General features: G+C 73.9%; 22 protein-coding genes and 1 pseudogene. 16 read left to right on the forward strand and 7 right to left on the reverse strand.

Annotation, left to right across the window (positions count from 1 at the left end; genetic code table 11):
• The 7 genes and pseudogenes from ACK8OX_RS11600 to glcE form a co-directional block, all read left to right on the forward strand.
• Nucleotides 1–671, forward strand: a pseudogene (locus tag ACK8OX_RS11600) (hypothetical protein); the annotation flags it as partial.
• A gap of 79 nt (nucleotides 672–750) precedes the next feature.
• A complete protein-coding gene (locus ACK8OX_RS11605) occupies nucleotides 751–1,455 on the forward strand; it encodes a DUF533 domain-containing protein (RefSeq protein ID WP_430664249.1) in 705 nt (234 codons plus the stop codon).
• Nucleotides 1,452–2,687 carry a 3-sulfinopropanoyl-CoA desulfinase gene (gene acdA / locus ACK8OX_RS11610; protein ID WP_430664250.1) on the forward strand — a complete coding sequence of 412 codons (1,236 nt, stop codon included), beginning with the start codon at nucleotides 1,452–1,454 and terminating at the stop codon, nucleotides 2,685–2,687. Before ACK8OX_RS11605 ends, acdA begins: the two co-directional genes overlap by 4 nt.
• A gap of 95 nt (nucleotides 2,688–2,782) precedes the next feature.
• A complete protein-coding gene (locus ACK8OX_RS11615; protein ID WP_430664251.1) occupies nucleotides 2,783–3,868 on the forward strand; it encodes a branched-chain amino acid aminotransferase in 1,086 nt (361 codons plus the stop codon).
• Nucleotides 3,869–3,917: 49 nt separating this feature from the next.
• Nucleotides 3,918–4,043: a type B 50S ribosomal protein L36 gene (gene ykgO / locus ACK8OX_RS11620; RefSeq protein WP_109872693.1), complete on the forward strand. Its 126-nt coding sequence runs from the start codon at nucleotides 3,918–3,920 to the stop codon at nucleotides 4,041–4,043.
• 172 nt (nucleotides 4,044–4,215) lie between these two features.
• The gene (locus tag ACK8OX_RS11625; RefSeq protein ID WP_430664253.1) at nucleotides 4,216–5,646 is read left to right on the forward strand and encodes an FAD-linked oxidase C-terminal domain-containing protein; all 1,431 of its coding nucleotides are present in this window, start codon (nucleotides 4,216–4,218) and stop codon (nucleotides 5,644–5,646) included.
• Nucleotides 5,646–6,830 (forward strand): glycolate oxidase subunit GlcE, encoded by a 1,185-nt coding sequence (gene glcE / locus ACK8OX_RS11630; RefSeq protein WP_430664254.1) that lies wholly within the window; start codon nucleotides 5,646–5,648, stop codon nucleotides 6,828–6,830. The genes ACK8OX_RS11625 and glcE overlap by 1 nt, the downstream gene beginning before the upstream one ends.
• Before the next feature lie 81 nt (nucleotides 6,831–6,911).
• Here the strand turns inward: glcE and ACK8OX_RS11635 are convergent, their stop codons facing one another.
• Nucleotides 6,912–7,094, reverse strand: coding sequence for a hypothetical protein (locus ACK8OX_RS11635; RefSeq protein ID WP_430664255.1), 183 nt, complete (start codon nucleotides 7,092–7,094; stop codon nucleotides 6,912–6,914).
• 197 nt (nucleotides 7,095–7,291) lie between these two features.
• Between ACK8OX_RS11635 and glcF the strand changes: the two genes are divergently transcribed.
• Nucleotides 7,292–8,620 (forward strand): glycolate oxidase subunit GlcF, encoded by a 1,329-nt coding sequence (glcF, locus tag ACK8OX_RS11640; RefSeq protein ID WP_430664256.1) that lies wholly within the window; start codon nucleotides 7,292–7,294, stop codon nucleotides 8,618–8,620.
• Nucleotides 8,621–8,647: 27 nt separating this feature from the next.
• On the opposite strand, the gene ACK8OX_RS11645 is transcribed toward glcF, so the two are convergent.
• A complete protein-coding gene (locus ACK8OX_RS11645) occupies nucleotides 8,648–9,541 on the reverse strand; it encodes an LOG family protein (protein WP_430664257.1) in 894 nt (297 codons plus the stop codon).
• Between the two features lie 121 nt (nucleotides 9,542–9,662).
• Between ACK8OX_RS11645 and ACK8OX_RS11650 the strand changes: the two genes are divergently transcribed.
• The 3 genes from ACK8OX_RS11650 (at nucleotide 9,663) to ada (ending at nucleotide 12,468) form a co-directional block, all read left to right on the forward strand.
• Nucleotides 9,663–10,643 carry a Bug family tripartite tricarboxylate transporter substrate binding protein gene (locus ACK8OX_RS11650; RefSeq protein WP_430664258.1) on the forward strand — a complete coding sequence of 327 codons (981 nt, stop codon included), beginning with the start codon at nucleotides 9,663–9,665 and terminating at the stop codon, nucleotides 10,641–10,643.
• An 87-nt stretch (nucleotides 10,644–10,730) separates the two neighbouring features.
• A complete protein-coding gene (locus ACK8OX_RS11655; protein WP_430664259.1) occupies nucleotides 10,731–11,315 on the forward strand; it encodes a hypothetical protein in 585 nt (194 codons plus the stop codon).
• 85 nt (nucleotides 11,316–11,400) lie between these two features.
• A complete protein-coding gene (gene ada / locus ACK8OX_RS11660; protein ID WP_430664260.1) occupies nucleotides 11,401–12,468 on the forward strand; it encodes a bifunctional DNA-binding transcriptional regulator/O6-methylguanine-DNA methyltransferase Ada in 1,068 nt (355 codons plus the stop codon).
• On the opposite strand, the gene ACK8OX_RS11665 is transcribed toward ada, so the two are convergent.
• The 3 genes from ACK8OX_RS11665 to ACK8OX_RS11675 all read right to left on the reverse strand — a co-directional run bounded on the left by ACK8OX_RS11665 (nucleotide 12,455) and on the right by ACK8OX_RS11675 (nucleotide 15,941).
• The gene (locus tag ACK8OX_RS11665; protein WP_430664261.1) at nucleotides 12,455–12,868 is read right to left on the reverse strand and encodes a hypothetical protein; all 414 of its coding nucleotides are present in this window, start codon (nucleotides 12,866–12,868) and stop codon (nucleotides 12,455–12,457) included. The genes ada and ACK8OX_RS11665 overlap by 14 nt on opposite strands.
• Before the next feature lie 68 nt (nucleotides 12,869–12,936).
• Nucleotides 12,937–14,373, reverse strand: a complete 1,437-nt coding sequence (pyk, locus tag ACK8OX_RS11670) for a pyruvate kinase (RefSeq protein WP_430664371.1) — start codon at nucleotides 14,371–14,373, stop codon at nucleotides 12,937–12,939.
• A 284-nt stretch (nucleotides 14,374–14,657) separates the two neighbouring features.
• Nucleotides 14,658–15,941 carry a glycerate kinase type-2 family protein gene (locus tag ACK8OX_RS11675; RefSeq protein ID WP_430664262.1) on the reverse strand — a complete coding sequence of 428 codons (1,284 nt, stop codon included), beginning with the start codon at nucleotides 15,939–15,941 and terminating at the stop codon, nucleotides 14,658–14,660.
• Between the two features lie 80 nt (nucleotides 15,942–16,021).
• On the opposite strand from ACK8OX_RS11675, the gene ACK8OX_RS11680 reads away from it, so the two are divergent.
• The 4 genes from ACK8OX_RS11680 to ACK8OX_RS11695 all read left to right on the forward strand — a co-directional run bounded on the left by ACK8OX_RS11680 (nucleotide 16,022) and on the right by ACK8OX_RS11695 (nucleotide 17,825).
• Nucleotides 16,022–16,333: a DUF1244 domain-containing protein gene (locus ACK8OX_RS11680; RefSeq protein ID WP_430664263.1), complete on the forward strand. Its 312-nt coding sequence runs from the start codon at nucleotides 16,022–16,024 to the stop codon at nucleotides 16,331–16,333.
• 68 nt (nucleotides 16,334–16,401) lie between these two features.
• Entirely contained in the window at nucleotides 16,402–16,689 is a 288-nt protein-coding gene (locus ACK8OX_RS11685) for a DUF2312 domain-containing protein (protein ID WP_430664372.1), read from the forward strand.
• The gene (locus tag ACK8OX_RS11690; RefSeq protein ID WP_430664264.1) at nucleotides 16,686–17,156 is read left to right on the forward strand and encodes a DUF427 domain-containing protein; all 471 of its coding nucleotides are present in this window, start codon (nucleotides 16,686–16,688) and stop codon (nucleotides 17,154–17,156) included. Before ACK8OX_RS11685 ends, ACK8OX_RS11690 begins: the two co-directional genes overlap by 4 nt.
• A gap of 36 nt (nucleotides 17,157–17,192) precedes the next feature.
• On the forward strand, nucleotides 17,193–17,825 hold the full coding sequence (locus tag ACK8OX_RS11695; RefSeq protein ID WP_430664265.1) for a flavin reductase family protein: 633 nt from the start codon (nucleotides 17,193–17,195) through the stop codon (nucleotides 17,823–17,825).
• 15 nt (nucleotides 17,826–17,840) lie between these two features.
• Here ACK8OX_RS11695 and ACK8OX_RS11700 read toward each other — a convergent pair whose 3' ends face one another.
• On the reverse strand, nucleotides 17,841–18,779 hold the full coding sequence (locus tag ACK8OX_RS11700) for a cation transporter (RefSeq protein WP_430664266.1): 939 nt from the start codon (nucleotides 18,777–18,779) through the stop codon (nucleotides 17,841–17,843).
• Between the two features lie 106 nt (nucleotides 18,780–18,885).
• A complete protein-coding gene (locus tag ACK8OX_RS11705) occupies nucleotides 18,886–20,604 on the reverse strand; it encodes an AMP-dependent synthetase/ligase (RefSeq protein ID WP_430664267.1) in 1,719 nt (572 codons plus the stop codon).
• A gap of 91 nt (nucleotides 20,605–20,695) precedes the next feature.
• On the opposite strand from ACK8OX_RS11705, the gene ACK8OX_RS11710 reads away from it, so the two are divergent.
• Nucleotides 20,696–22,507, forward strand: a complete 1,812-nt coding sequence (locus ACK8OX_RS11710) for a M3 family oligoendopeptidase (protein WP_430664268.1) — start codon at nucleotides 20,696–20,698, stop codon at nucleotides 22,505–22,507.

Genomic DNA, 22,507 nt, shown 5'->3' on the forward strand with positions numbered 1-22,507 from the left:
GGCGCGGCAACGACCTGCGGGCGGTGGCGGCGACGCTCGGCGGGCATCTCGGCCTCGCGGTGCTGGAGGGCAGCCTGGAGCCGGCGCTGACCGGCCCGGTGCAGGCGGCGCTGCGCGAAAGGCTGCCGGTGCTGCCGCAGATCCCGCAGCGCCTGCCGGTGGATTGCGTCGCGTTGCGCGCCGATGCGGCGGATGGGCTGGCGCGGGTCGGCACCCTGCTGCTGGATGCGCCCGCGGCGAAGGTCGCGGGCGGCGGCACGGTGAACCTGCGGGACGAGACGCTCGCACTGCGGCTGCAGCACGACATCCGCGCGGCCGGGCAGGCGCTGCGCGTCGCGGCCGACCTCGGCGGCACGCTGGCCGCGCCGCGCTATGGCGGGGTGGATATCGTGGGCGGGCTGGAAGCGGCGCTGGGCGGGCTGGCCGGGCGCGTCGGCGGCGATGCCGGCGCGCTGCTCGGCGCGCTCGCGCAGGGGCGCCAGTCCCGGCTGGAGCCGTTGCCGGAATGCGGCCCGGCCCTGGCCGCCGCGCGCGGCGGGCGGGAAGGGCGGGTGCCCGCCGCCCGCCCCGCCCCGGCGCAGGCCGCGCCCGCGCCGCAGGCGCCGCAGCCCGCCATCCCCGGCCTTCCCGGTGCGGCTGGCGACCTGTTGCGGGGGCTGCTGCGCCGCTGACCTTCCCGTGGGCCGCGCGCTCGGGTACCACCGGGGAGGGTTGGGGAGGTGTCGTCCCTGCCCGCCAGGGAGGACAGGCATGGACCTGAACCGTGTGCTGGGTGCGCTGCTCGGCGGCGCGGCGCAGCCGCCGCGGCGGCGGCGGCGGAACGCGACGCCCTCGCTGCTCGGCGGGCGCGGCGGCAATGCGGCGCTGGCCCGCGCGCTCGGCACCGTCGCGGGCGCGGCGATCGAGGCGATGATGCGCGGCGGCCAGGCAGCAACCCCCGCGCCTGCACCCGCGCCTGCCCCGGCCCCGCGCCCGGCCGGGCGGCCCTGGGGCGGCGACATCCGTCCCGTTTCCACGCCCGCCCCTTCGCCCCGCACCCCGCAGGCCGGGGGCTCCCCCTGGTCCCGGCCCGCCGCGCCGCCGCCCGAACCCGAGGCCCCCGCCGCCGAGGAAGCCGAATCGCTGCTGCTGATGCGCGCCATGATCGCCGCCGCCAAGGCCGATGGCGCGGTGGACGCCGCCGAGCGCAAGGCCATCGCCGCCCAGCTCGACGCCGCGGGACTGAGCGCGGAGGAGCGCGACTTCGTGCTCGCCGATTTCGACCGGCCGATGACGCCCGAGTCCCTGGCCGCAGAGGCGACCGACCCGATGCTGCGCGCCCGGCTCTACGCCGCCGCCTTCGCCGGCGCGGGCGAGGTGACGGAGGCCGAGCGCGCCTGGCTCGACCGCCTCGCGCGCGCGCTGAAGCTGGACAAGGCCGCCGCCGCCGCTATCGAGGAACGGCTTTCCGCATGACCGACGACCTCACCCCCGACCAGGCCCGCCTGCGCGACCGCGCGCGGGAGATGGCGCAGGACGCCGCCGCCGGCGCCGCGGCGACCGACCGCAGCGGCGAATACCCCTGGCCGATGGTCCGCCGCATGGCGGAAGCCGGCTTCACCGGCCTGACCATCCCGCGCGAGTGGGGCGGGCCGGGCGGGTCCGTGATGGACGCCGTGCTGGTGGTCGAGGAATTCTCGAAGGCTTGCGCCGTCTGCGGCCGCATCGCGGTGGAGGCCAACATGGGCGCGGTCGGCGCCGTGATGGCCTATGGGACGGAGGCGCAGAAGCGCCTGGCGGCCGGGCTCGTCCTCGCCGGTGACAAGCCCGCCATCTGCATCACCGAGCCCGAGGCCGGGTCCGCCGCGACCGAGATGACGACGACCGCCGAACGCCGCGGCGGCGACTGGGTGATCAACGGCCGCAAGACCTGGATCACCGGCGGCGGCGTGTCCCGCCTGCACCTGATCTTCGCCCGCGTGGTGGAGGACGGCGCCTTCCGCGGCATCGGCGGCTTCCTGGTGGTGCGCGGCGGGGAAGGGGACCCGCCCGGCCTGGTGGTCGCCCGCCGCATCCCCTCGCTCGGCCTCTGCGGGATGCCGGAGGCGGAGCTGGAATTCCACGACCTGGTGGTGCCGGATGCGATGGTGCTGCGCGCGCCCGGCGGCTGGGGGCGCGGCTTCGCGCGGCTGATCGATGCCTATAACGGCCAGCGCGTCGGCGCGGCGACCGTCGCGCTCGGCCTCGCGGCCGGGGCGCTGGACCACGCCCTCGCCCGCGCCGGAACGCGCCGCCAGTTCGGCCGGCCCATCGCGGAATTCCAGGGCCTCGGCTGGATGCTCGCCGACATGTCGATCGAGGTGGAGGCCGCCCGCGCCCTGGTCCGCCGCGCGGCCCGCAGCGCCGGCCCGGCCGGCTTCCCGGACCGCCTGGCTGCCGCCCAGGCCAAGGTCTTCGCCTCCGAGATGGCGATCCGCGTCACCAACGGCGCCCTGCAGGTCTGGGGCGCCGCGGGCTATTCGCGGGACAACCCGATGGAGCGCTACCTGCGGGATGCGCGGATGTTCGCCATCGCCGGCGGCACCGCGCAGGTGCTGCGGACGCAGGTGGCGGAGCAGATCCTGGGCCGCAAGCTGCCCCAGACCCGCGACGGCTGGCTGAAGCTGATCGCGGAGGAGGGGGCGGCGGGAAAAATCGCGGCGGAGTAGGTCAGGGACTCTGCCACAGCGGCGGAACGCGCTATAGGGTCCGGACCAGTCACGCAAGAACCCGCGAACCCGGCAGCAAAGGCAGAGGCGGCGCCATGAGCAACGGCCCCTTCCCCGTCACCCGCACCACCGCGCCCAAGGCGAAGCCGTCGGACGACAGCCTCGCCTTCGGCAAGGTCCTGACGGACCACATGTTCCTGATGAACTACGACGAGGGGAAGGGCTGGCATTCCCCGCGGATCGAGCCCTATGGCCCGCTCTCCCTCGACCCGGCGACGAGCGTGCTGCACTACGGTCAGGCGATCTTCGACGGGCTGAAGGCCTTCCGCGGCGCCGATGGCCGGGTGCGGCTGTTCCGCGCCGGTCGCCACGCCGAACGGCTGAACCGCTCCGCGCGGATCATGTGCATGCCGGAGATGCCGGTGGACATCGTGCGGCGGAGCTTCGACGCCCTGGTCGGCGTCGACCATGACTGGGTGCCGCGCAAGCCCGGCACCTCGCTCTACCTCCGCCCGACTGTGATCGCGACGGATGTGATGCTCGGCGTCCATCCGGCGCACAGCTACCTGTATTTCCTCATCCTCTCGCCGGTCGGCAGCTACTACAAGGAAGGCGTGAAGCCGGTGCGGATCCTCGCCTCGGACCGGCATGTGCGCGCCGTGAAGGGCGGCACGGGGGAGGCGAAGACGGCGGCGAACTACGCGGCCAGCCTCGCCGGCCAGCAGGACGCCGCGGCGGCGGGCTACACGCAGGTGCTCTACCTCGACGCGGTGGAGCGGAAATACCTGGACGAGGTCGGCACGATGAACATCATGGTCCGCATCGGCGACGAGGTGATCACCCCCCCGCTCGCCGGCACCATCCTCGATGGCGTGACGCGCAACTCCGTCCTCCAGCTCCTGCGCGACTGGGGGCTGACGGTGACCGAGCGCCCGGTCTCGATCGACGAGGTGATGGCCGCCGGCGCCGCCGGCACCCTGCGGGAGATGTGGGGCACGGGCACGGCCGCCGTCGTGTCCCCGGTGGGCACGCTCGGCTACAAGGGCCGGGACCTGGTGATCAACGGCGGCGAGACGGGCGAGCTGACCAGCCGGCTCTACGACGCCATCGTCGGCATCCAGTACGGCCGCACCAACGACGCGCATGGCTGGACCACCGAGGTTCCGCCCGCCGCCGGTTGACATCACCCCGCCCCGCCGCTATCCGGCGCGGCCTCACAGGACCACGACGATGAAGATCCGCAACTCGCTGAAGACCGCGAAGACCCGCGACAAGAACTGCTTCCTGGTTCGCCGCCGCGGCCGCGTCTACGTGCTGAACAAGAAGAACCCCCGGCTGAAGGCCCGCCAGGGCTGAAGCCGGCCGGCCGGGCGCGCCCGGCCCTTCGATCGGATGCAGGGGCCGCGCCGGGTCGTCCGGCGCGGCCCTTCGTCATGCGCGGGCCTCGGCGCGGCAGCCGCGCCCGGTGCCGGACCGTCTTGCCCGTCCCGGGGCCACGGACCATCTTCCCGCTGCCCCGGGAGGTTCCATGATCGCGCTGCCCCCACCCAATGCCGAGATCGTCGCCCGCCGGGAGGAGATCGTGGCCGCGCTGCGCGCCATCGTCCCCGGCGAGGGCACGATCAGCGAGGCGCTCCGCCTCAAGCCCTACGAGACGGACGGCCTGTCGGCCTATCGCCAGGTGCCGCTCGCGGTGGTGCTGCCGCAGACGACGGAGCAGGTGGCGGCGGTGATGCGCCACTGCCACGCCAATGGCATCCGCGTGGTGCCGCGCGGCGCGGGCACCAGCCTGTCGGGCGGGGCGCTGCCGCTGGCCGATGCGGTGGTGATCGGGCTGATGCGGATGAACCGCATCCTCGAGATCGACTTCGACGACCGGCTCGCGGTGGTGGAGGCGGGGGTCACCAATCTCGGCATCACCAGGGCGGTGGAGCATGAGGGGTTCTTCTACGCGCCCGACCCGTCGAGCCAGCTCGCCTGCATGATCGGCGGCAATGTCGGCATGAATTCGGGCGGGGCGCATTGCCTGAAATACGGCGTCACCGCGAACAACCTGCTCGGCCTGAAGATGGTGACGCCGACGGGCGAGATCGTGGAGATCGGCGGCGACCACCTCGATTCCGCGGGCTATGACTGGCTCGGCCTGGTGACCGGCAGCGAGGGGATGCTCGGCATCGTCACGGAGGTCACGGTCCGCATCCTGCGCGGGCCCGAGGGCGCGCGCGCCATGCTCGCCGCCTTCCGCGGCACCGAGGTCGCGGGCGCGGCGGTGGATGCCATCATCGGGTCGGGCATCATCCCCGTCGCCCTGGAATTCATGGACCGGCCCTGCATCCATGCCTGCGAGGCCTTCGCCCATGCTGGCTACCCGCTGGATGCGGAAGCCATGCTCATCATCGAGGTGGAGGGCAGCGAGCGGGAGCAGGATGAGCTGCTGGACCGCATCCACGCGATCTGCGCCCGATTCGACCCGATCAGTCTGCGGGTGGCCCAGACGGCGGAGGAGAGCATCGCCATCTGGAAGGGCCGCAAGGGCGCCTTCGGCGCGGTCGGCCGCATCAGCCCCGACTACCTCTGCATGGACGGCACCATCCCGACCGGGGAACTGCCGCATGTGCTGAAGCGGATCGGAGAGATGAGCGCGCAATACGGCCTCGGCGTCGCCAACGTGTTCCATGCGGGCGACGGCAACCTGCACCCGCTGATCATGTTCGACGCCAACGACGCCGAGAGCTTCCGCAAGGCCGAGGCCTTCGGGGCCGAGATCCTGAAGCTCTGCGTCGAGGTCGGCGGCTGCCTGACCGGGGAGCACGGCGTGGGCGTGGAGAAGCGCGACCTGATGCCCTACCAGTTCCGGCCGCATGAGCTGGACCAGCAGCGCCGCATCAAGTCCGCCTTCGACCCGGCCTGGCTGCTGAACCCGCACAAGGTCTTCCCCCTGTCGCCCGCGCTGTCCTGATGCTGTTCGCCCCGCTGGACGAAGCCGAACTCGCCGCCGCCGTCGCCGCCGCCACGGCGGCGCGGGAACCGCTGGCGATCGAGGGCAACGGGTCGAAGCGCGCCCTGCTGCGCCCCGTGCAGGCGGCGCGCACGCTGTCCACCCGCAACCTCGCCGGCATCACGCTGTACCGGCCGACGGAGCTGGTGATCTCCGCCCGCGCCGGCACGCCGCTGCCGGAGATCGAGGCCGCGGTGGCGGAGCGGGGCCAGATGATCGCGCCCGAACCGCCCGACACGCGCGCGCTGTTCGGCACGGACCGGCCCGCCACGCTTGGCGGCGTGGTCGCGGCCAACCTCTCCGGCCCGCGGCGCATCACGGCGGGGGCGATCCGCGACCACCTCCTCGGCATCCGCTTCGTCAACGGCGCTGGGGAAGTGGTGCGCAGCGGCGGGCGGGTGCTGAAGAACGTCACCGGGCTCGATCTCTGCAAGCTCCTCGCCGGCAGCCACGGCACGCTCGGCGTCATCACCGAGGTGACGCTGAAGGTGCTGCCGCGGCCCGAGGCGCAGGCGACGCTGGCGGTGCGGGTCGCCGACCTTGCCGCGGGCGTGCGGGCGCTCAGCGCCGGGCTGTGCAGCCCCTTCGGCGTCACCGGCGCGGCGCTGCTGCCGGATGGCGGCGCGGGGCTGGCGGGGCCGGTCGCGCTGCTGCGGCTCGAGGAGTTCCGCGCCTCCGTCGATTATCGCGGCGGGCGCCTGCGGGAGGATCTGGCCCCCTTCGGCGAGGTGTCGCTGGTGGCCGACGACGCCTCGGCCGCGCTGTGGCGCGCGGTGCGGGATGCCGAGCCGCTGCGGGCGGCGGAGGGCGATGCGGTGTGGCGCGTCTCCGTCCGGCCGAGCGCGGGGCCGCGCGTGGCGGCGGCGCTGGTGGCCGCCTTCGGCGCGCGGGTGATGCTGGACTGGGGCGGCGGTCTGGTCTGGGTGGCCGGCCCGGCGACTGAGGCCGCCCATGCGGAGGTGATGCGCGCGGCCGCGGCGGCGCGGGGCAGCTTCACCCTGTTCCGTGCGCCGGAGCCGCTGCGCGCCATGGTCGCGGTGGTGCCGGAGGAAGCGCCCGCGCTGGCCGGCATCGCGGCGCGGGTGAAGGCGGCGCTGGACCCCGAAGGGGTGTTCAACCCCGGCAGGATGCGCGCGGGCGTCTGACCGGATGGCCCGGCCCGGGGCATCGCTGCCCCGGGCCGGTGCCATGTCCCGTCGCGCGGGCGGCGCGACGGGGTAACCGGATCAGGCCTGCCGGCGTTCGGCCTGGCGGCGGTCGGCGCCGCGCCGTTCCGCCGGATTCGGCGCGGCCCGGACGCGCAGCAGCGCCATCTGCCGCGCATGTTCCCGTTCGCCGATCCAGGCGCGGTGGCGCGTCAGGGCTTCGGCGGAACCCCGCGGCGGGGTCGGGGAGGTGTCGATCCGCATCTTGCAGCACCTTTCTTGATCCGTGGTGAACGCGAAGGGGGAAATCCCGGCCCCGTCCCGCAGCCGGCATCGCAACCTGCAAGGCCGTTGGGCGGGCGGTGGCGGGTTTGCAACGAGCGTGCCGCTGCGGACCGGCCCGCGCCGCGGCTTCCCCCGGCGCCACGGAAGGGCCATCTATGCCCGGCAGGGAGCCCCAGATGCAGACCAGCTTCACCGACGCGCAGCTCCGCGACCCCGATACGGCGGAGAGCAACAGGATCCTGCGGACATGCGTCCATTGCGGCATGTGCACCGCCACCTGCCCCACCTTCGTCCTGCTCGGGGACGAGTTGGACAGCCCGCGCGGGCGCATCTACCTCATCAAGGACATGCTGGAGAACGACCGCCCGGCGACGGAGGAGGTGGTGAAGCATGTGGACCGCTGCCTCTCCTGCCTGTCCTGCATGACCACCTGCCCCTCGGGCGTCCACTACATGCACCTGGTGGACCATGCCCGCCGCCACATCGAGGAGACCTACGACCGGCCGAGGTCGGAACGTGCGCTGCGCCGCCTGCTGTCCACCCTGCTGCCCTATCCCCGGCGGCTGCGCCTGGCGCTGGCGGGCGGCAGGCTGGCGCGGCCCTTCGCGCGGCTGATCCCGGGCGGGTCGGTCACGGCGCAGCGCCTGCGCGCCATGCTGAAGCTGGCGCCGCGGTCCGTCCCCCGGCCGAGCCCGGTGGAAAGGCCCGGCCTGCACCGCGCCGAGGGCACGCGCCGCGGCCGCGTCGCGCTGCTGACGGGCTGCGCGCAGCAGGTGCTCGCGCCCTCCATCAACGAGGCGACGGTGCGGCTGCTGACGCGCATGGGCCTCGATGTCGTGGTGACGAAGGACCAGGGCTGCTGCGGCGCGCTCGACCACCACATGGGCCACCACGACCCGGCGATGCGGCTGGCCCGCGCCAATGTCGCCGCCTGGTCGGAGGAGATGGCGGGCGAGGGGCTGGACGCCATCGTCGTCAACACCTCGGGCTGCGGCACGACGGTGAAGGACTATGGCCACATGTTCCGCACCGAGCCCGGGGACTGGCCGGAGCGCGCCGCGAAGGTCGGCGCCCTCGCGATGGATGTCAGCGAGGTGCTGCAGAAGTTCGGCTATGCGCCGACGCGCCCCGCGCCGGGGCTGACGGTGGCCTACCACGCCGCCTGCTCGCTCCAGCACGGGCAGCGGGTCACCGCGGCGCCGAAGGACCTGCTGAAGCGCGCGGGCTTCGCCGTGAAGGAACCGTCGGAAGGCCATCTCTGCTGCGGCTCCGCCGGCACCTACAACCTGCTCCAGCCGGAGATCGCGGGGCAGCTCCGCGACCGCAAGCTCGGCAATCTCGGCCGCACGCGGGCGGACCTGATCGCGGCGGGCAATATCGGCTGCCTGACGCAGCTGTCGGGCGGCGCGATGCCCACGGTCCACACGGTGGAGCTGCTGGACTGGATGGCGGGCGGGCCGGAGCCGCCGCAGGTTGCCGGGGCGCGCCGGGCGCAGGCGGCGTAGCCCGCCGGCCCCCGCGCCACCCGGCCTTCAGCGCAGCGTCACCCCGGAAGGCGCCTTCCGTGCGCGCCGCGCCGGCGCGCGCGGGGCCTCGGCGGGCGGCGTGTGGGCCTTGAGACCGCGGCGGACGAGCGACTCCCATCCCTCCTCCGGCGTGTCCACCATCTCGAACAGCCGCAGGTCGGCTTCCGCGATCATGCCGTCGCGGGCCAGCGCCTCGAAGTTCACCGCCTCCCGCCACCAGTCCCGGCCGAACAGGACGATCGGGACCGGTCGCGCCTTCGCCGACTGCACCAGGGTCAGGATCTCGAACAGCTCGTCGAAGGTGCCGAAGCCGCCGGGGAAGACCGCCAGCGCATTGGCGCGCATCGCCAGGTGCATCTTCCGCATCGCGAAATAGTGGAAGCGGAAGGTCAGCGCGGGGGTGGAGAAGGCGTTCGGCGCCTGTTCGTGCGGCAAGGTGATGTTGAAGCCGATGGAAGGCGCGCCCGCTTCCGACGCCCCGCGATTGGCCGCTTCCATGATGCCCGGGCCGCCGCCGGTGGCGATGACGTTGTCGCGCAGCCCGCCATCATTCGCCAGCGCGCCGCCGCGCAGGCTGACCAGGCGGGCGAAGGCGCGCGCCGTCTCGTAATGGGCCGAGAAGGCGAGCCGCCGTTCCGCCAGCCGCTTCGCCTCGGCACCGCGGGCGGCGCGCAGCGCACGGGCCGCGCCCTCCCGGTCGGCCACGCGGGCGCTGCCGAAGACGACGACGGTGGACCGCACGCCCCAGTCGCGCAGCGCCAGTTCCGCCTTCAGGTATTCCATGCCGAAGCGCGCGGCCCGCATCTCGTCGCGCAGCAGGAAGTCGCGGTCCTCGACCGGCAGCAGGTAGCTGCGGCTGTTCCTCTGCGCCGAGGCGTCCGGCGGGGTGGCAGGCGTCATGCGGGCGGCTCCTGGCAGGGCGGGCGGGAAACGCCGCGGCGGCCGCATGGTGCCGCCCGGCCGCCCGGCCGGGAAGCGGGCGGCGCTGGACAGGAGGCGGCCGGTTGCGCAGGTTGCGCGCATGAACCGACGCGCCCTTCTCCTCCTCGCCGCCGCGCTGCCGGCCCCCGCCCTTGCCCAGGCGCCCTGGCCGGACCGGCCGATCTCCCTGGTGGTGCCCTTCACCGCCGGCGGCTCCACCGACATTGCCGCCCGCATCCTGGCGGAGCGGATGGCGGCGCGGCTCGGCGCGGGGGCGCGGATCATCGTGGAGAACCGGGCCGGCGCGGGCGGTTCGCTCGGCGCCGACTTCGCGCGGCGGCAGGCGCCGGACGGGCACACGCTGCTGATGGCGACCGCCTCCTCCCACGGGACCAACCCGGCGGCGCTGCCGCAGACCACGCCCTATGACCCGGTGGAGGACTTCACCGCGGTCGCGATCGTGGGCGGCGGGCCGCTGGTGGTGGTGGTGCCCGGACGGTCCCCGCACCGCACCATGCAGGACCTGCTGGCGGCGATGCGGGCGCGGCCGGGGGCGCTGTCCTTCGCCACCTCCGGCGCGGGCGGCATCGGCCACCTGACGGGCGAATACGTGATGGCGCGGGCCGGCGGGCTGCGGGCCGAGCACATCCCCTATCGCGGCGGCGCGCAGGTCCTGGCGGCGATGGCGGCGGGGGAGGTGGACTGGTCCTGCGAGGTGCTGGCCTCCGCCGCGCCGCATCTGCGCGACGGCACCTCCCGCGGGCTGGCGGTGACGGTGCCGCGCCGCCATCCGCTGATGCCGGAGATCCCCTCCCTCGCCGAGGTCGGGGTCGCGGATGTGGACGTGACCACCTGGAACCTGCTGCTCGCGCCGAAGAACCTGCCCGCGCCGCTGCTCGCCCGGCTCAACGAGGCGGCGAACGCCGTCCTGGCCGAGCCCGCGGTGCGCGAGCGCATGGCCGCCGCCGGGGTCGACGCGGCGGACCGCAACGCGCCCGAGGAGGCGCGCGCCTTCCTGGTCGCGGAACTCGCGAAGTTCCGCGGCATCGTGCAGGCGGCGGGGATCGCGCTCGGGCGTTAGGGCGCGGGGGCGCACGCCCTCGTCACCGCCGGCCATCCCTTCCGCGGCCCTTGCGCATCCCATCTTCCCTGCGGGAGGCTCCTCCGCATGGTCCGCGCCCTGTTCCTCGCCCTGCTGCTGCTGCTGCTGCCGCCCGCGCCGCTCGCGGCGCAGGTGCCGAACACCGCCACGCGCAGCCCGGCCGAGGCGCGGCGCGCAGAGCTCGACCGCCTGTTCGAGGCGCTGAGGACCGCCCCCGACACCGCGGGCGCGCAGCTTGTCGAGACCCGCATCCGCGCGGTCTGGGGGCAGGCGGTCTCGCCCGCCGCGGGGCTGCTGATCCGCCGCGGCATCCGCAACCTCCAGGGCAACGAGCCGGGCGAGGCGCTGGAGGATTTCGACGCTGCGCTGGTGCTGGAGCCAGGCGCGGCCGAGCCCTGGCTGCTGCGCGCGCGCGCCCTGTCGCGGCTCGGCGAAGGCGCGCAGGCGGCGCGCGACCTGCAGGAGGCGCTGCGGCTGGAGCCGCGGCATTTCGGCGCGCTGCTCGCGCTGTCGGAGCTGCAGGAGGAAGCGGGGGACCTGCAGGGTGCGCTGCGCAGCCTCGACGCCGCGCTCGCGCTGCATCCGCGGATGGCGGGCGGCGAGGAACGCCGCCGCGAGCTTGCCCGCCGGGCGGAGGGCGACGCGCTGTAGCAACGCGCGGATGGCGCGCGGCCCGCACCCGGCGCCAGATGCCGCCCGACACATCCGACCGGTGAAGGCGATGCCCGAAGCCCCGATGCCCCAGGACATGGACGAGCTGCGCTGGCAGGCGCTGCTGGCGCGGGATGCGGCGCCGGGCTGCGGCCCCTTCCTCTATGCCGTGACGACGCAGGGCGTGTTCTGCCGCAGCGGCTGCCCGTCCCGCCCGCCGCTGCGGCGCAATGTCCGCTTCTACGCCGATGCGGCCGGGGCGGAGGCGGCGGGCTTCCGCGCCTGCCTCCGCTGCGATCCCAAGGGGGAACGTTCGGCGATCCATGCCGCGGCGGTGCGCGCCGCCTGCGACCTGATCGAGACGGAGGAGGCGATGCCCTCCCTCGCGGCGCTCGCGGCCCGTGCGGGCTATGCGCGCCACCATTTCCTGCGCCTGTTCCGCGACATCACCGGCGTCACCCCGCGCAGCTATGCCGAAGGGGTGCGGGCGCGGCGGCTCCAGGCGGCGCTGGCGGCGGGGGAGCGCGTGGCCGAGGCGGTGGCCGGCGCCGGCTTCGGCAGCGAATCGCGGGTCTATGAGGACACCGGCCGGCATCTCGGCATGACGCCCGGCGCGGCCCGGCGCGGCGGGCAGGGGGAGGTGATCCGCATCGCCCATGCCGGCAGCGCCATGGGCCCGCTGCTGGTCGGCGCGACGGCGCGCGGCATCTGCTTCATCGGCTTCGCCGAACCGCCGGAGGCGCTGGAGGGCGACCTGCGCGCGCGTTTCCCGAAGGCTTGGATCGAGCCGGCGGGGGAGGATCTCGCCGCCTGGGTGCGCCAGGTCGCGGCCTTCCTCGCGGAGCCCGCGGCCGCGCTCGCCCTGCCGCTCGACCTGCGCGGCACCGCCTTCCAGCGGCGCGTGTGGGAGGCGCTGACGCGCATCCCCCTCGGCGAGACCCGCACCTATTCCGGCCTGGCGGCCGAGATGGGCCAGCCCGCCGCGACCCGCGCGGTGGCGCGGGCCTGCGCGCGCAACCCCGTCTCCCTCGCCGTGCCCTGCCACCGGGTGGTGGGGGCGGGCGGCGACCTGACGGGCTATCGCTGGGGCGTGCCGCGCAAGGCGGCGCTGCTGGCGGGGGAGAGGCGGGCGAAGGCGCCTATCGCGGAGTAGCGGGCGCGGCGGGCTCGGCGGCGGGCGGCGTGGCGGGCGCGGCCTCCGGCCGTGGCACCAGGCGTTCGCGGGCATTGCCCGGCGCGCCGACGATGGTCCATTCGCCGTCCATGCTGCCATCCGGGTTCAGCGTATAGATGCCGATGCCCGGGCGCTGCGCCAGCCCGTACGCCACCGCGATGGTGCGGCCGGAGGCGAAGCCCACCCCTTCCACCAGCTGGTTGCCCATCCGCCAGACGATGAGGAAGGAGGAGAGGCCGGCCGGGCGGATCTGCGCGATCCCGGTATAGGCCGTGCCGTCGAGGTTGGTGCCCGTCACGTCGTAGACGCCCGCGCGCTGCGCCGCGGCGGGCATGGCGAGGGTGGCGGCGAGGCCGGCGGCGAGGACGAGGCGGCGCATGGGGCTACTCCCTGGAGCGGCGCAGAGAAGGCGCGCGTGGCGGCGGCGTCAACCGGAGGGTGCCCGGCCTATTTGACGATCGCCACCCGCAGCGCGTTGGTGGTGCCCGGCGTGCCGAAGGGGACGCCCGCGGTCACCACCACCTCGTCGCCGGATTTCGCGAAGCCTTCCTGCGCGGCGGCGCGGATCGCCTTGGCGACCATGTCGGTCATCGAGTGCAGCTCGACCGTCGTCAGCGGGTGGACGCCCCAGACCACGGCCATGCGCCGCGCGGTCTGCATGCTGGCGGTCAGGCCGATGATCGGGCAGTCCGGGCGTTCGCGCGCGACGCGCAGCGTGGTGGAGCCGGTGGAGGTGAAGGTCGCGATCGCCTCCGCCTCGATCGTGTGGGCCACCTGGCGGGCGGCGGCGGCGATGGCGTCGGCCGAGGATTTCTGCGGCGGCGGGCGGCTGGCATCGGTCATGGTGCGCCAGTCCGGGTCGGATTCCACGCGCGCCACGATGCGGTCCATCATGTTCACCGCTTCGTAGGGGAACTGGCCGGCCGCCGTCTCGGCGCTCAGCATCACCGCATCCGCCCCGTCGAAGACGGCGGTCGCGACGTCCGACGCCTCGGCGCGCGTCGGGGCGGGGGCGCTGATCATGCTCTCCAGCATCTGGGTCGCGACCACCACCGGCTTGCCGGCGGCGCGCGCGGCGCGGACGATGCGCTTCTGGATCAGCGGCACCTCCTCCGGCGGGCATTCGACGCCGAGGTCGCCGCGCGCCACCATCACGCAGTCCGCCAGCGCGATGATGGCGTCGAGGTTCTCCACCGCCTGCGGCTTCTCCATCTTCACCATCACCCAGGCGCGGCCCGCGGCGATGGCCTTGCACTCCACCACGTCCTCGGGCCGCTGCACGAAGCTGAGGCCGATATACTCGACCCCCTGGTCGAGCAGGAAGGCCAGGTCCTCGCGGTCCTTCTCCGTCAGGGCGGGGATCGGCAGCACCACGTCGGGGACGTTGACGCCCTTGCGGTCCGACAGCGGGCCGCCGACCACCACCTCCGTCTCCAGGTGGTCGTCGCGCTGGCGGATGACGCGAAGCCGCAGCTTCCCGTCGTCGAGCAGCAGGGTGGTGCCGATGCCGGCGGCCCCGATGATCTCGGGATGGGGCAGCTGCACGCGGCGTACGTCGCCCGGCGTGGGGCTGAGGTCGAGGCGGAAGTTCTGCCCGGTCTGCAACTGAACGCGCCCAGCCTGGAACCGGCCGACGCGCAGCTTCGGCCCCTGCACGTCGGCGAGGATGCCGATCGGCCGGTCCACCTTGCGCTCCAGCTCGCGGATGATGGCGATGCGCGCGGCATGGTCGGCATGCGACCCGTGCGAGAAGTTCAGGCGGAACACGTCCGCGCCCGCGCGGAACAGCCGCTCGATCACCTCCGGCGTGGAGGAGGCCGGGCCGAGGGTGGCGATCACCTTGGTCCGGCGCCGGCGGCGCAGCGGGATGCGGTTGGCGGCCATGCGGATGAGGGGTCCTTCGCGACGAGGGGCTTCCGGCGGCGGCTCCGACAGGTCGGGGCGCACGGCGGCGGGCGGCACGCCCAGCGCCCGCGCCACCTCCGCGACGCGGTCGTCGGGCACGCGCTTCCACTGGGAGACGGCGGCGGTGGAAATGCCGAGGGCGGTGGCGATGCGGGTGACCGCGCCGCGCTGGGACAGCAGGGCTTCGAGGGCAGGGTCGCGCATGGGGCGAAGTTAGGGGTCGTAAGCGAATCTGTCCACGCTGCAGTTGTGGCTTAATATTGTTAAGACACGAGAATGGCCCGCAGATCGTTCACGTTGGTCAGGGTTGGCCCCGTCTCCAGCAGGTCACCGGTCGCGGCGAACAGGCCGAAGCTGTCGTGACGCGCCAGCATCCCGCGCGGGTCGAGCCCGGTGGCGCGGGCGCGGGCCAGGGTGTCCGGTCCGCAGAACGCCCCGGCATTGGCCTCCGAGCCGTCGATCCCGTCCGTGTCGCCCATCAGCGCCCAGATACCCGGCGCGCCGCCGAGCGCGACGGCGCAGCCCAGCAGCGCCTCCGCGTTGCGGCCGCCGCGGCCATGGCCTTCCGGCCCGATGGTCACCGTCGTCTCGCCGCCCGACAGCAGGACGCAAGGGGCGGGCAGGGGGTGGCCATGCGCCCGCGCCGACAGCGCGATGCCGGCCAGCGCCTGGCCGAGGCCGCGCGCCTCCCCCTCCAGCGCATCGCCGAGGATCAGGGGGGCGAGGCCGAGGCCGCGCGCCGCCTCCGCCGCCGCGCGCAGCGCCATCATCGGCGTCGCGATGAAGCGGTAGTCCACGGTGCCGAGCCGCGGGTCGCCGGGCTTCGGCGTCTCCTCCGCCGCGGCGGCGAGATGGGCGGCGACGCGGGGCGGCAGGTCCATGCGGTGATGCGCCACCAGCGCGCGTGCCTCCTCGAAGGTGGAGGGGTCCGGCACGGTGGGGCCGGAGGCGATCACCGCCGGGTCGTCGCCCGGCACGTCGGAGATGGCGAGGGTGACGACGCGCGCCGGATGCGCCGCGACCGCAAGCCTGCCGCCCGAGAAGGCCGAGAGGTGGCGGCGGATGCAGTTCATCGCGCCGATGTAGGCGCCCGAGGCCAGCAGCGCGCGGTTGGTGGCGCGCAGCTCCTCCAGCGTCAGCCCCGGCGCGGGCAGGGTGGTCAGCGCGGAGCCGCCGCCGGAGACGAGGAAAAGCACCAGGTCGTCGGCCGAGAGCCCGCGCACCGCCGCCAGCACGCGCCGCGCGCCTTCCGCCCCCGCCTCGTCCGGCACGGGATGGGCGGCTTCCAGCACCTCGACCCGCCGCGTCGGATGGCCGTGGCCGTAGCGCGTGACGACGACGCCGGAGAGGTCGATGCCCGGCCAAGCGGCTTCCACCGCCGCGGCCATCACCGCCGCCGACTTGCCGCAGCCGACCACGACCACCCGGCCCCGTATCGGCGGGTCCGGCAAGTGGTGGGCCAGCACCACGCGCGGATCGGCGCTCGCCACCGCCGCGTCGAAGATGGCGCGCAACGCGCGGCGTGCCTCGGCATCCGTCCAGGCCATGCGCCCCCCCTCCCGGCTCCGGGCGCACTATGGCGAAGGCCGGCCGGATGGGCCATCTAGGGCCGCGAGGAGGACCACCCATGCCCGCACCCGAGATGGACGACGCGACGCGCACCGAGCTGGAGGCCGCCGCCTTCCGCCGCCTCGTGCAGCACCTGCGCGAGCGGTCCGACGTGCAGAACATCGACCTGATGAACCTGGCGGGGTTCTGCCGCAACTGCCTGTCCAAGTGGTACCGCGCCGCGGCCGAGGAGCGGGGCGTCGCGCTGTCCGACCCCGACGCGCGGGAGATCGTCTACGGCATGCCCTACAAGGACTGGCAGGCGCTGCACCAGAAGGAAGCCACGCCCGAGCAGAAGGCGAAGTTCGCCGCCGCCAATCCCGGGCATTGAGCGGGATGGCAAAGCGTGGCACCACCCGCGCCCTTCGTATTGGAGACCAGCGGGTGAGCGAGACCGACGTGCAGGAGGCCAAGGCCAGCCGGGACCGCCAGGCGGCCGACCCCGAGAGCGAGGTCGGCGGCATCGCGGCCGACCGCCTGCGCTCGATCATCGAACGGGTGGAGCGGCTGGAGGAGGAGCGCAAGGCGCTCGCCGGCGACATCAAGGACATCTTCGCCGAGGCGAAGTCGGCCGGCTTCGACGTGAAGGTGATCCGCCAGATCATCTCCATCCGCAAGAAGGAGCCCGCCGAGGTGGAGGAGCAGCAGTCGCTGCTCGACCTCTACATGCGCGCGCTCGGCATGTGACGGCGCGGGAACGCGCGCCGGACTACCCGCGCCCGCCGCGCCTGGAGCCGAGCGCGCGGCGCCTGCGCGTGGTGCTCGGCGGGCAGACCATCGTGGAGACGACGCAGGCCTGGCGGGTGCTGGAGACCTGGCACCCGCCATCCTGGTACATCCCCGCGGCCGCCTTCGCCCCCGGCACGCTGCGCCCCGCCGCGGGGCGGAGCCTCTGCGAATGGAAGGGGGAGGCGCGCTACCACGACCTCCTCGGCGGCGGGCTCGTGGCGGCGCGCGCGGCCTGGTCCTATCCCGCGCCGGCGCCGGCCTTCGCGCCCATCGCCGGGCATGTCGCGCTGTATGCCGGGCGTGTCGATGCCTGCTTCATCGACGGCGACCGGGTGGTGCCGCAGCCCGGCGGGTTCTATGGCGGCTGGATCACCCCCGATGTCGAGGGGCCCTTCAAGGGCGCCCCCGGCACCGAGGGCTGGTGAGACCGCGACCGCCCGACCTGCCACCCGGAGACACCGATGTTCTACGAACCCGCGAAGGGCCACGGCCTGCCGCATGACCCGATCAAGGCGATCATCGCGCCGCGCCCGATCGGCTGGATCTCCACGGTGGATGCGCAGGGGCGCACGAACCTCGCGCCCTACAGCTTCTTCAACATGATCCAGACGCGCCCGCCCATCTGCATGTTCGGCAGCGACGGCCTGAAGCACACCGCGGCGAACGCCATCGCCACCGGCGAATTCGTCTTCAACCTGGTGACCCGTGACCTGTTCGAGGCGATGAACGCCTCCTCCGCCGCGACGCCGGACGGCGAGAGCGAGTTCGAGGCGGCGGGGATCGAGGCCGCGCCGTCGCGCCTGGTGAAGCCGCCGCGCGTGGCGCGAAGCCCGGCGCAGCTGGAATGCCGCGTGCTGCAGCATGGCGAGCTGATCGACGTGGACGGCCGCGCGACGGGCGGCCACTTCGTCATCGGCCAGATCATCGGCGTGCATGTCGCCGACCACGCGCTGGTGGACGGTGCCTTCGACATGGTGGCGGCCGGCACCGTCGCGCGCTGCGGCTACCGCGACTACACGCAGGTGACCGCGCTGTTCTCCGCGCTCCGCCCGACCGATGGCGGCGCCTGGAAGCCGGGGCAGCGGGACCTGTAGGCCGCCGCCGCGCCGTCAGTCCGCGGCGGCCATCCGCGGCAGGGCGGCGGCGCGGGCGGCGCGGATCACCACCAGCACCCGCGCGCCGGGCACCAGCGCCCGCAGGTCCTGCGCGATGTGTTCCGCGGCGTCCGCGGCTTCGGCCACGCGGCGCTGCGGGGCGAAGCCGAGCTCGATCTCGATCCAGGCGTGGCGCCCCTCGGTGCGGGTGCGCACGGCCACCAGCTCGTCATAGGCGTCGAAGCGGGCGGCGAGCGCGCGGTTCACCAGCGCCTGCTGCTGCTCGCCCAGCGCGCGGTCCAGCAGGTGGGGCAGGGTGTCCTGCACCATGCGCGCCCCGAAGGCGACCATCACCAGGATGACGACGACGGTGCCCGCGATGTCGGCCCAGGCGCCGATCCCCTCCGGCCCGAAGGCGGCGTTCACCGCGATGGCGGCGGTGACGCAGCCCGAGGCGAGCGTCTTCGACAGCCGCGTCACCACCTGCCCGTTCAGGATCAGCGAACCCCCGCCGCGGGCCGCCCGCCACAGCGCCAGCAGCAGGGCCGCGTTCAGCGCCAGGTTCACCGCCGCGATCGCCGCCGCGGCGGCGAGGCCGACCGCCGGCTGCGCCTGCGGCACGCCGACGCGCCCCGCCAGCTTCGCCAGCAGCCAGACCGCGGCAAGCAGCAGCACCGCGCCCGCCAGCATGTTGGCGAACTGCTCCAGCTTGCTGGTGCCGTAGTCGTATTCCGTCATCCGCCCGCGGTGGATGCGCCGCATCAGCAGCAGCAGCACCACCTCCACCGCCAGCATCGGCACGCCCCGCATCAGGTCCGCCAGCAGCGAGAGCGAGTTGGACCAGAGCGCGACCGCCAGCATGGCCACCAGGATCGCGCCGTCCAGCAGGCAGGCGGAGAGCAGCGCGGCTTCCTGCCGGGCGGGGGGAACGGGGGCGGCGGGGCGGTGCTGCATGGCGTGATTCTCGCGCCATGGTTGATGACGTCAATGGTCCTGCCAGCAGTGCAACGCTGCACGCCGGATAATGCAACCGAAACGGGTGCGACGACGGCGCCCGGCCTCAGCCGCGGCCGTGCAGCGCCTCCACCTTCTCCGCATGGGCGTCCAGCACGATGCGGCGCTTCACCTTCATGGTTGGGGTCAGCATCCCGTTCTCGACCGTGAAGGGGGGCACGGTCGCGGTGCGGCGGATGCGTTCGATGGAGGAGAGCTTCGCGTTCACGCGCCCGACCGCCTCCGCCACCTTCCCCGCCATGCCCTCGGCCGGCACCACCAGGGCCACGATGGCAGGCCGGCCTTCGCCGGCGACGACCGCCTGCGCGATCTCGGGCTCGGCCATCAGCAGGCTCTCAAGCTTGGCCGGGCTCACCATGTCGCCACCGAGCGTCTTGATGAAGTCGCGCTTGCGGTCGGTGATGCGGATGCGGCCCCCTGCCATTTCCGCCACGTCGCCGGTGTGCAGCCAGCCGTCCCGGATGGCCTTCGCCGTGCTGTCGGGGTCGTTCCAGTATCCGTCCATCACCAGCTCGCCCCGCACGCAGAGTTCGCCGTCCTCGGCCAGGCGCGCCTCGACCCCCGGCAGGGGCGGGCCCACCGTCTCGCGCCGGATGTCCCAGGGCAGGTTCACGCTGATGACGGGCCCGGCCTCGGTCTGGCCATAGCCCTGGATGACCGGCAGGCCGAGGGCGAGGAAGAAGCCCGACAGGTCGGGGTCGAGCCGCGCGCCGCCCGAGACCATGGCCTGCAGCCGCCCGCCGAAACGCTGGCGCACCTTGTCGCGCACCAGGCGTTCCAGCACGCGGTCCTGCACCCATTCGAGCGGGCCGAGCGGCGGCCCGTCCATCTGGCGAAGGCCGAGCGCGACGGCCCGGTGGAACAGCCTCTCCTTCAGCCCGCCCTCCTTCTCCACCCCGGCCAGCAGGCGTCCGCGCAGCACCTCGAACAGGCGGGGGACGGCGGTGATGATGGCGGGCTTCACCTCCTGGAACTCCGCCGCAAGCCGGTCGGCGCCGCGGGAATAGACCACCTCGATGCCAAGCGAGGGCAGCAGGAAGCCGCCCACCGTGTGTTCGTAGCTGTGCGACAGCGGCAGGAAGGACAGGTAGCATTCGCCGTCGAGGTGCAGCCGGTCCGCCAGCGCCGCGACGCCCGCGCGGTTCGACAGCATGGCCCGGTGCGGCAGCATCACCCCCTTCGGCGCCCCGCCGGTGCCGGAGGTGTAGACGAGGCAGGCGAGCCGCCCGGGCGGGATCAGCTCGGCCTCGGCCAGGGTCATGGCGGGGTCGCCCGGCGTCGCCAGCAGGTCCGACCAGGGCAGGGTCCGCATCCCGGCCGCGGCGGGGGGCGGGGGCTCCAGCGTGACCAGCAGGTCGAGGCCCCCCGCCTGCGCCGCCCCCTCCAGCACGCGCGCGGCCAGCGCCGTGCCGGAGACGATGGCCGCCCGCGCGCCGGAATCGCGCAGGATATGGGCGTGGTCGGCGGGCGCGTTGGTGGTGTAGGTCGGCACCGTCACGGCGCCGATTGCCATCAGCGCGGTGTCGGCGATGGGGAATTCCGGCCGGTTCTCGCTGACCAGCAGCACCCGGTCGCCCGGGGAGACGCCGGCGGCGCGCAGCCCCGCCGCGACCGAGGCGACGGCGAGGGCGAAGTCGCCCCAGGTCATCCGCTGCCAGGCGCCGTCCCGCCAGTGGCGCAGCATCGGCCGGTCATGCCGGTGCCGCGCCAGTTCCAGCATCATCTGCGGCAGGCTGGTCCATCCCACGCGCCGTCCCGGCTGCATTCCTGGTCGCCCCCATTCAAGGCGGACGGCTTGGCCCGGCCCGCGCAGCCTCTATATCCAGGAAGACGACGATCCGCACGCAAGGGACACCGTGACGATTCCCCAAGATTCCAAGGCCCGCGCCGGCGGTGCCCGCGTTGCCGAGGCCCTGCCGTCCTGGGACCTGTCGGACCTCTACGCCTCGCCGCAGGACCCGAAGCTGGCCGCCGACCTCGACCGGGCCGAGGCCGAGGCGCAGGCCTTCAACGCCGCCCACGCCGGCCGGCTCGCCGGCATGTCGGGCGATGCGCTGGCCGCCGCCATCGCCCGCTACGAGGCGATCGAGGAAGTGCTGGGCCGCGCCATGTCCTATGCGCAGCTCGTCTTCTCGGGCGATGCCCAGGACGCCGCGAATGGCCGTTTCTACCAGACCGTGCAGGAGCGGGTGACCACCATCAGCAGCCACCTGCTGTTCCTGACGCTGGAGCTGAACCGGCTGGAGGATGCCGCGCTCGACCAGAAGGTCGCCGCCTCCGCCGCGCTCGCGCGTTGGCAGCCCTGGCTGCGGGACCTGCGCGTCTTCCGCCCGCACCAGCTCTCGGACGAGCTGGAGAAGCTGCTGCACGAGAAGGAGGTTACCGGCCGGTCCGCCTGGAACCGCCTGTTCGACGAGACGGTGGCGGGGATGCGCGTGACCGTGGCGGGGGAGGAGCTGACCGTCTCCGCCGCGCTGAACAAGCTGTCCGACCGCGACCGCGATGTCCGCGCCGCCGCGGCCAAGGGCGTCTCCGCCGCCTTCGGGGACCGCGTGCGGCTGTTCAGCCTCATCACCAACGTGCTGGCGAAGGACAAGGAGATCATCGACGGCTGGCGCAACTACCCGCGCCCGACCTCCGCCCGCAACCGCGGCAACATGGTGGAGGACGAGGTGGTGGACGCCCTCGTTGCCGCCGTGCGCGAAAGCTTCCCGCGCCTGTCGCACCGCTACTACGCGATGAAGGCGAAGTGGCTCGGCCTGCCTAAGCTGATGCACTGGGACCGCAACGCGCCGCTGCCGGACCAGGACGACGCGGTGATCCCCTGGAAGGACGCGACGCAGCGCGTGCTGGACAGCTACGCGGCCTTCAGCCCCGAGCTTGCCTCGCTCGGCCGGCGCTTCTTCGACAGGCCCTGGGTGGACGCGGCGCTGCGGCCCGGCAAGGCATCGGGCGCCTTCGCGCATCCGACCGTGCCGTCCGCGCATCCGTACCTGCTGGTGAACTACCACGGCAAGACGCGCGACGTGATGACGCTCGCGCATGAGCTTGGCCACGGCGTCCACCAGATCCTGGCGGGGGAGCAGGGCTACCTCATGTCCTCCACGCCCCTGACGCTGGCCGAGACGGCGAGCGTCTTCGGCGAGATGCTGACCTTCCGCGCCCTTCTCGACGCGGAGACGGACCCGAGGCGCCGGCGCGCGCTGCTGGCCTCCAAGGTGGAGGACATGCTGAACACGGTGGTCCGCCAGATCGCCTTCTACCGCTTCGAGACGCTGCTGCACGAGGAGCGGAAGAAGGGGGAGGTCGCGCAGGAGCGGATCGGCGAGATCTGGATGCAGGTGCAGGTCGAGAGCCTGGGCCCCGCCTTCGATTTCACGCCGGACTATGCCGTCTACTGGGCCTACATCCCCCATTTCGTGCACACGCCCTTCTACGTGTACGCCTATGCCTTCGGGGACTGCCTGGTGAACGCGCTCTACGGCGTGTTCCGCGAGGGCCATCCGCGCTTCCAGGAGAAATACCTCGACATGCTGAAGGCCGGCGGCACGCGGCGCCACAAGGAACTGCTCGCGCCCTTCGGCCTCGATGCCTCCGACCCCGCCTTCTGGCGCAAGGGGCTCGACGTCATCTCGGGCTTCATCGACGAACTCGAGCAGGCGGCCTGA

This window comes from Falsiroseomonas sp. CW058, from assembly GCF_050563535.1.
Taxonomy (GTDB): domain Bacteria; phylum Pseudomonadota; class Alphaproteobacteria; order Acetobacterales; family Acetobacteraceae; genus Falsiroseomonas.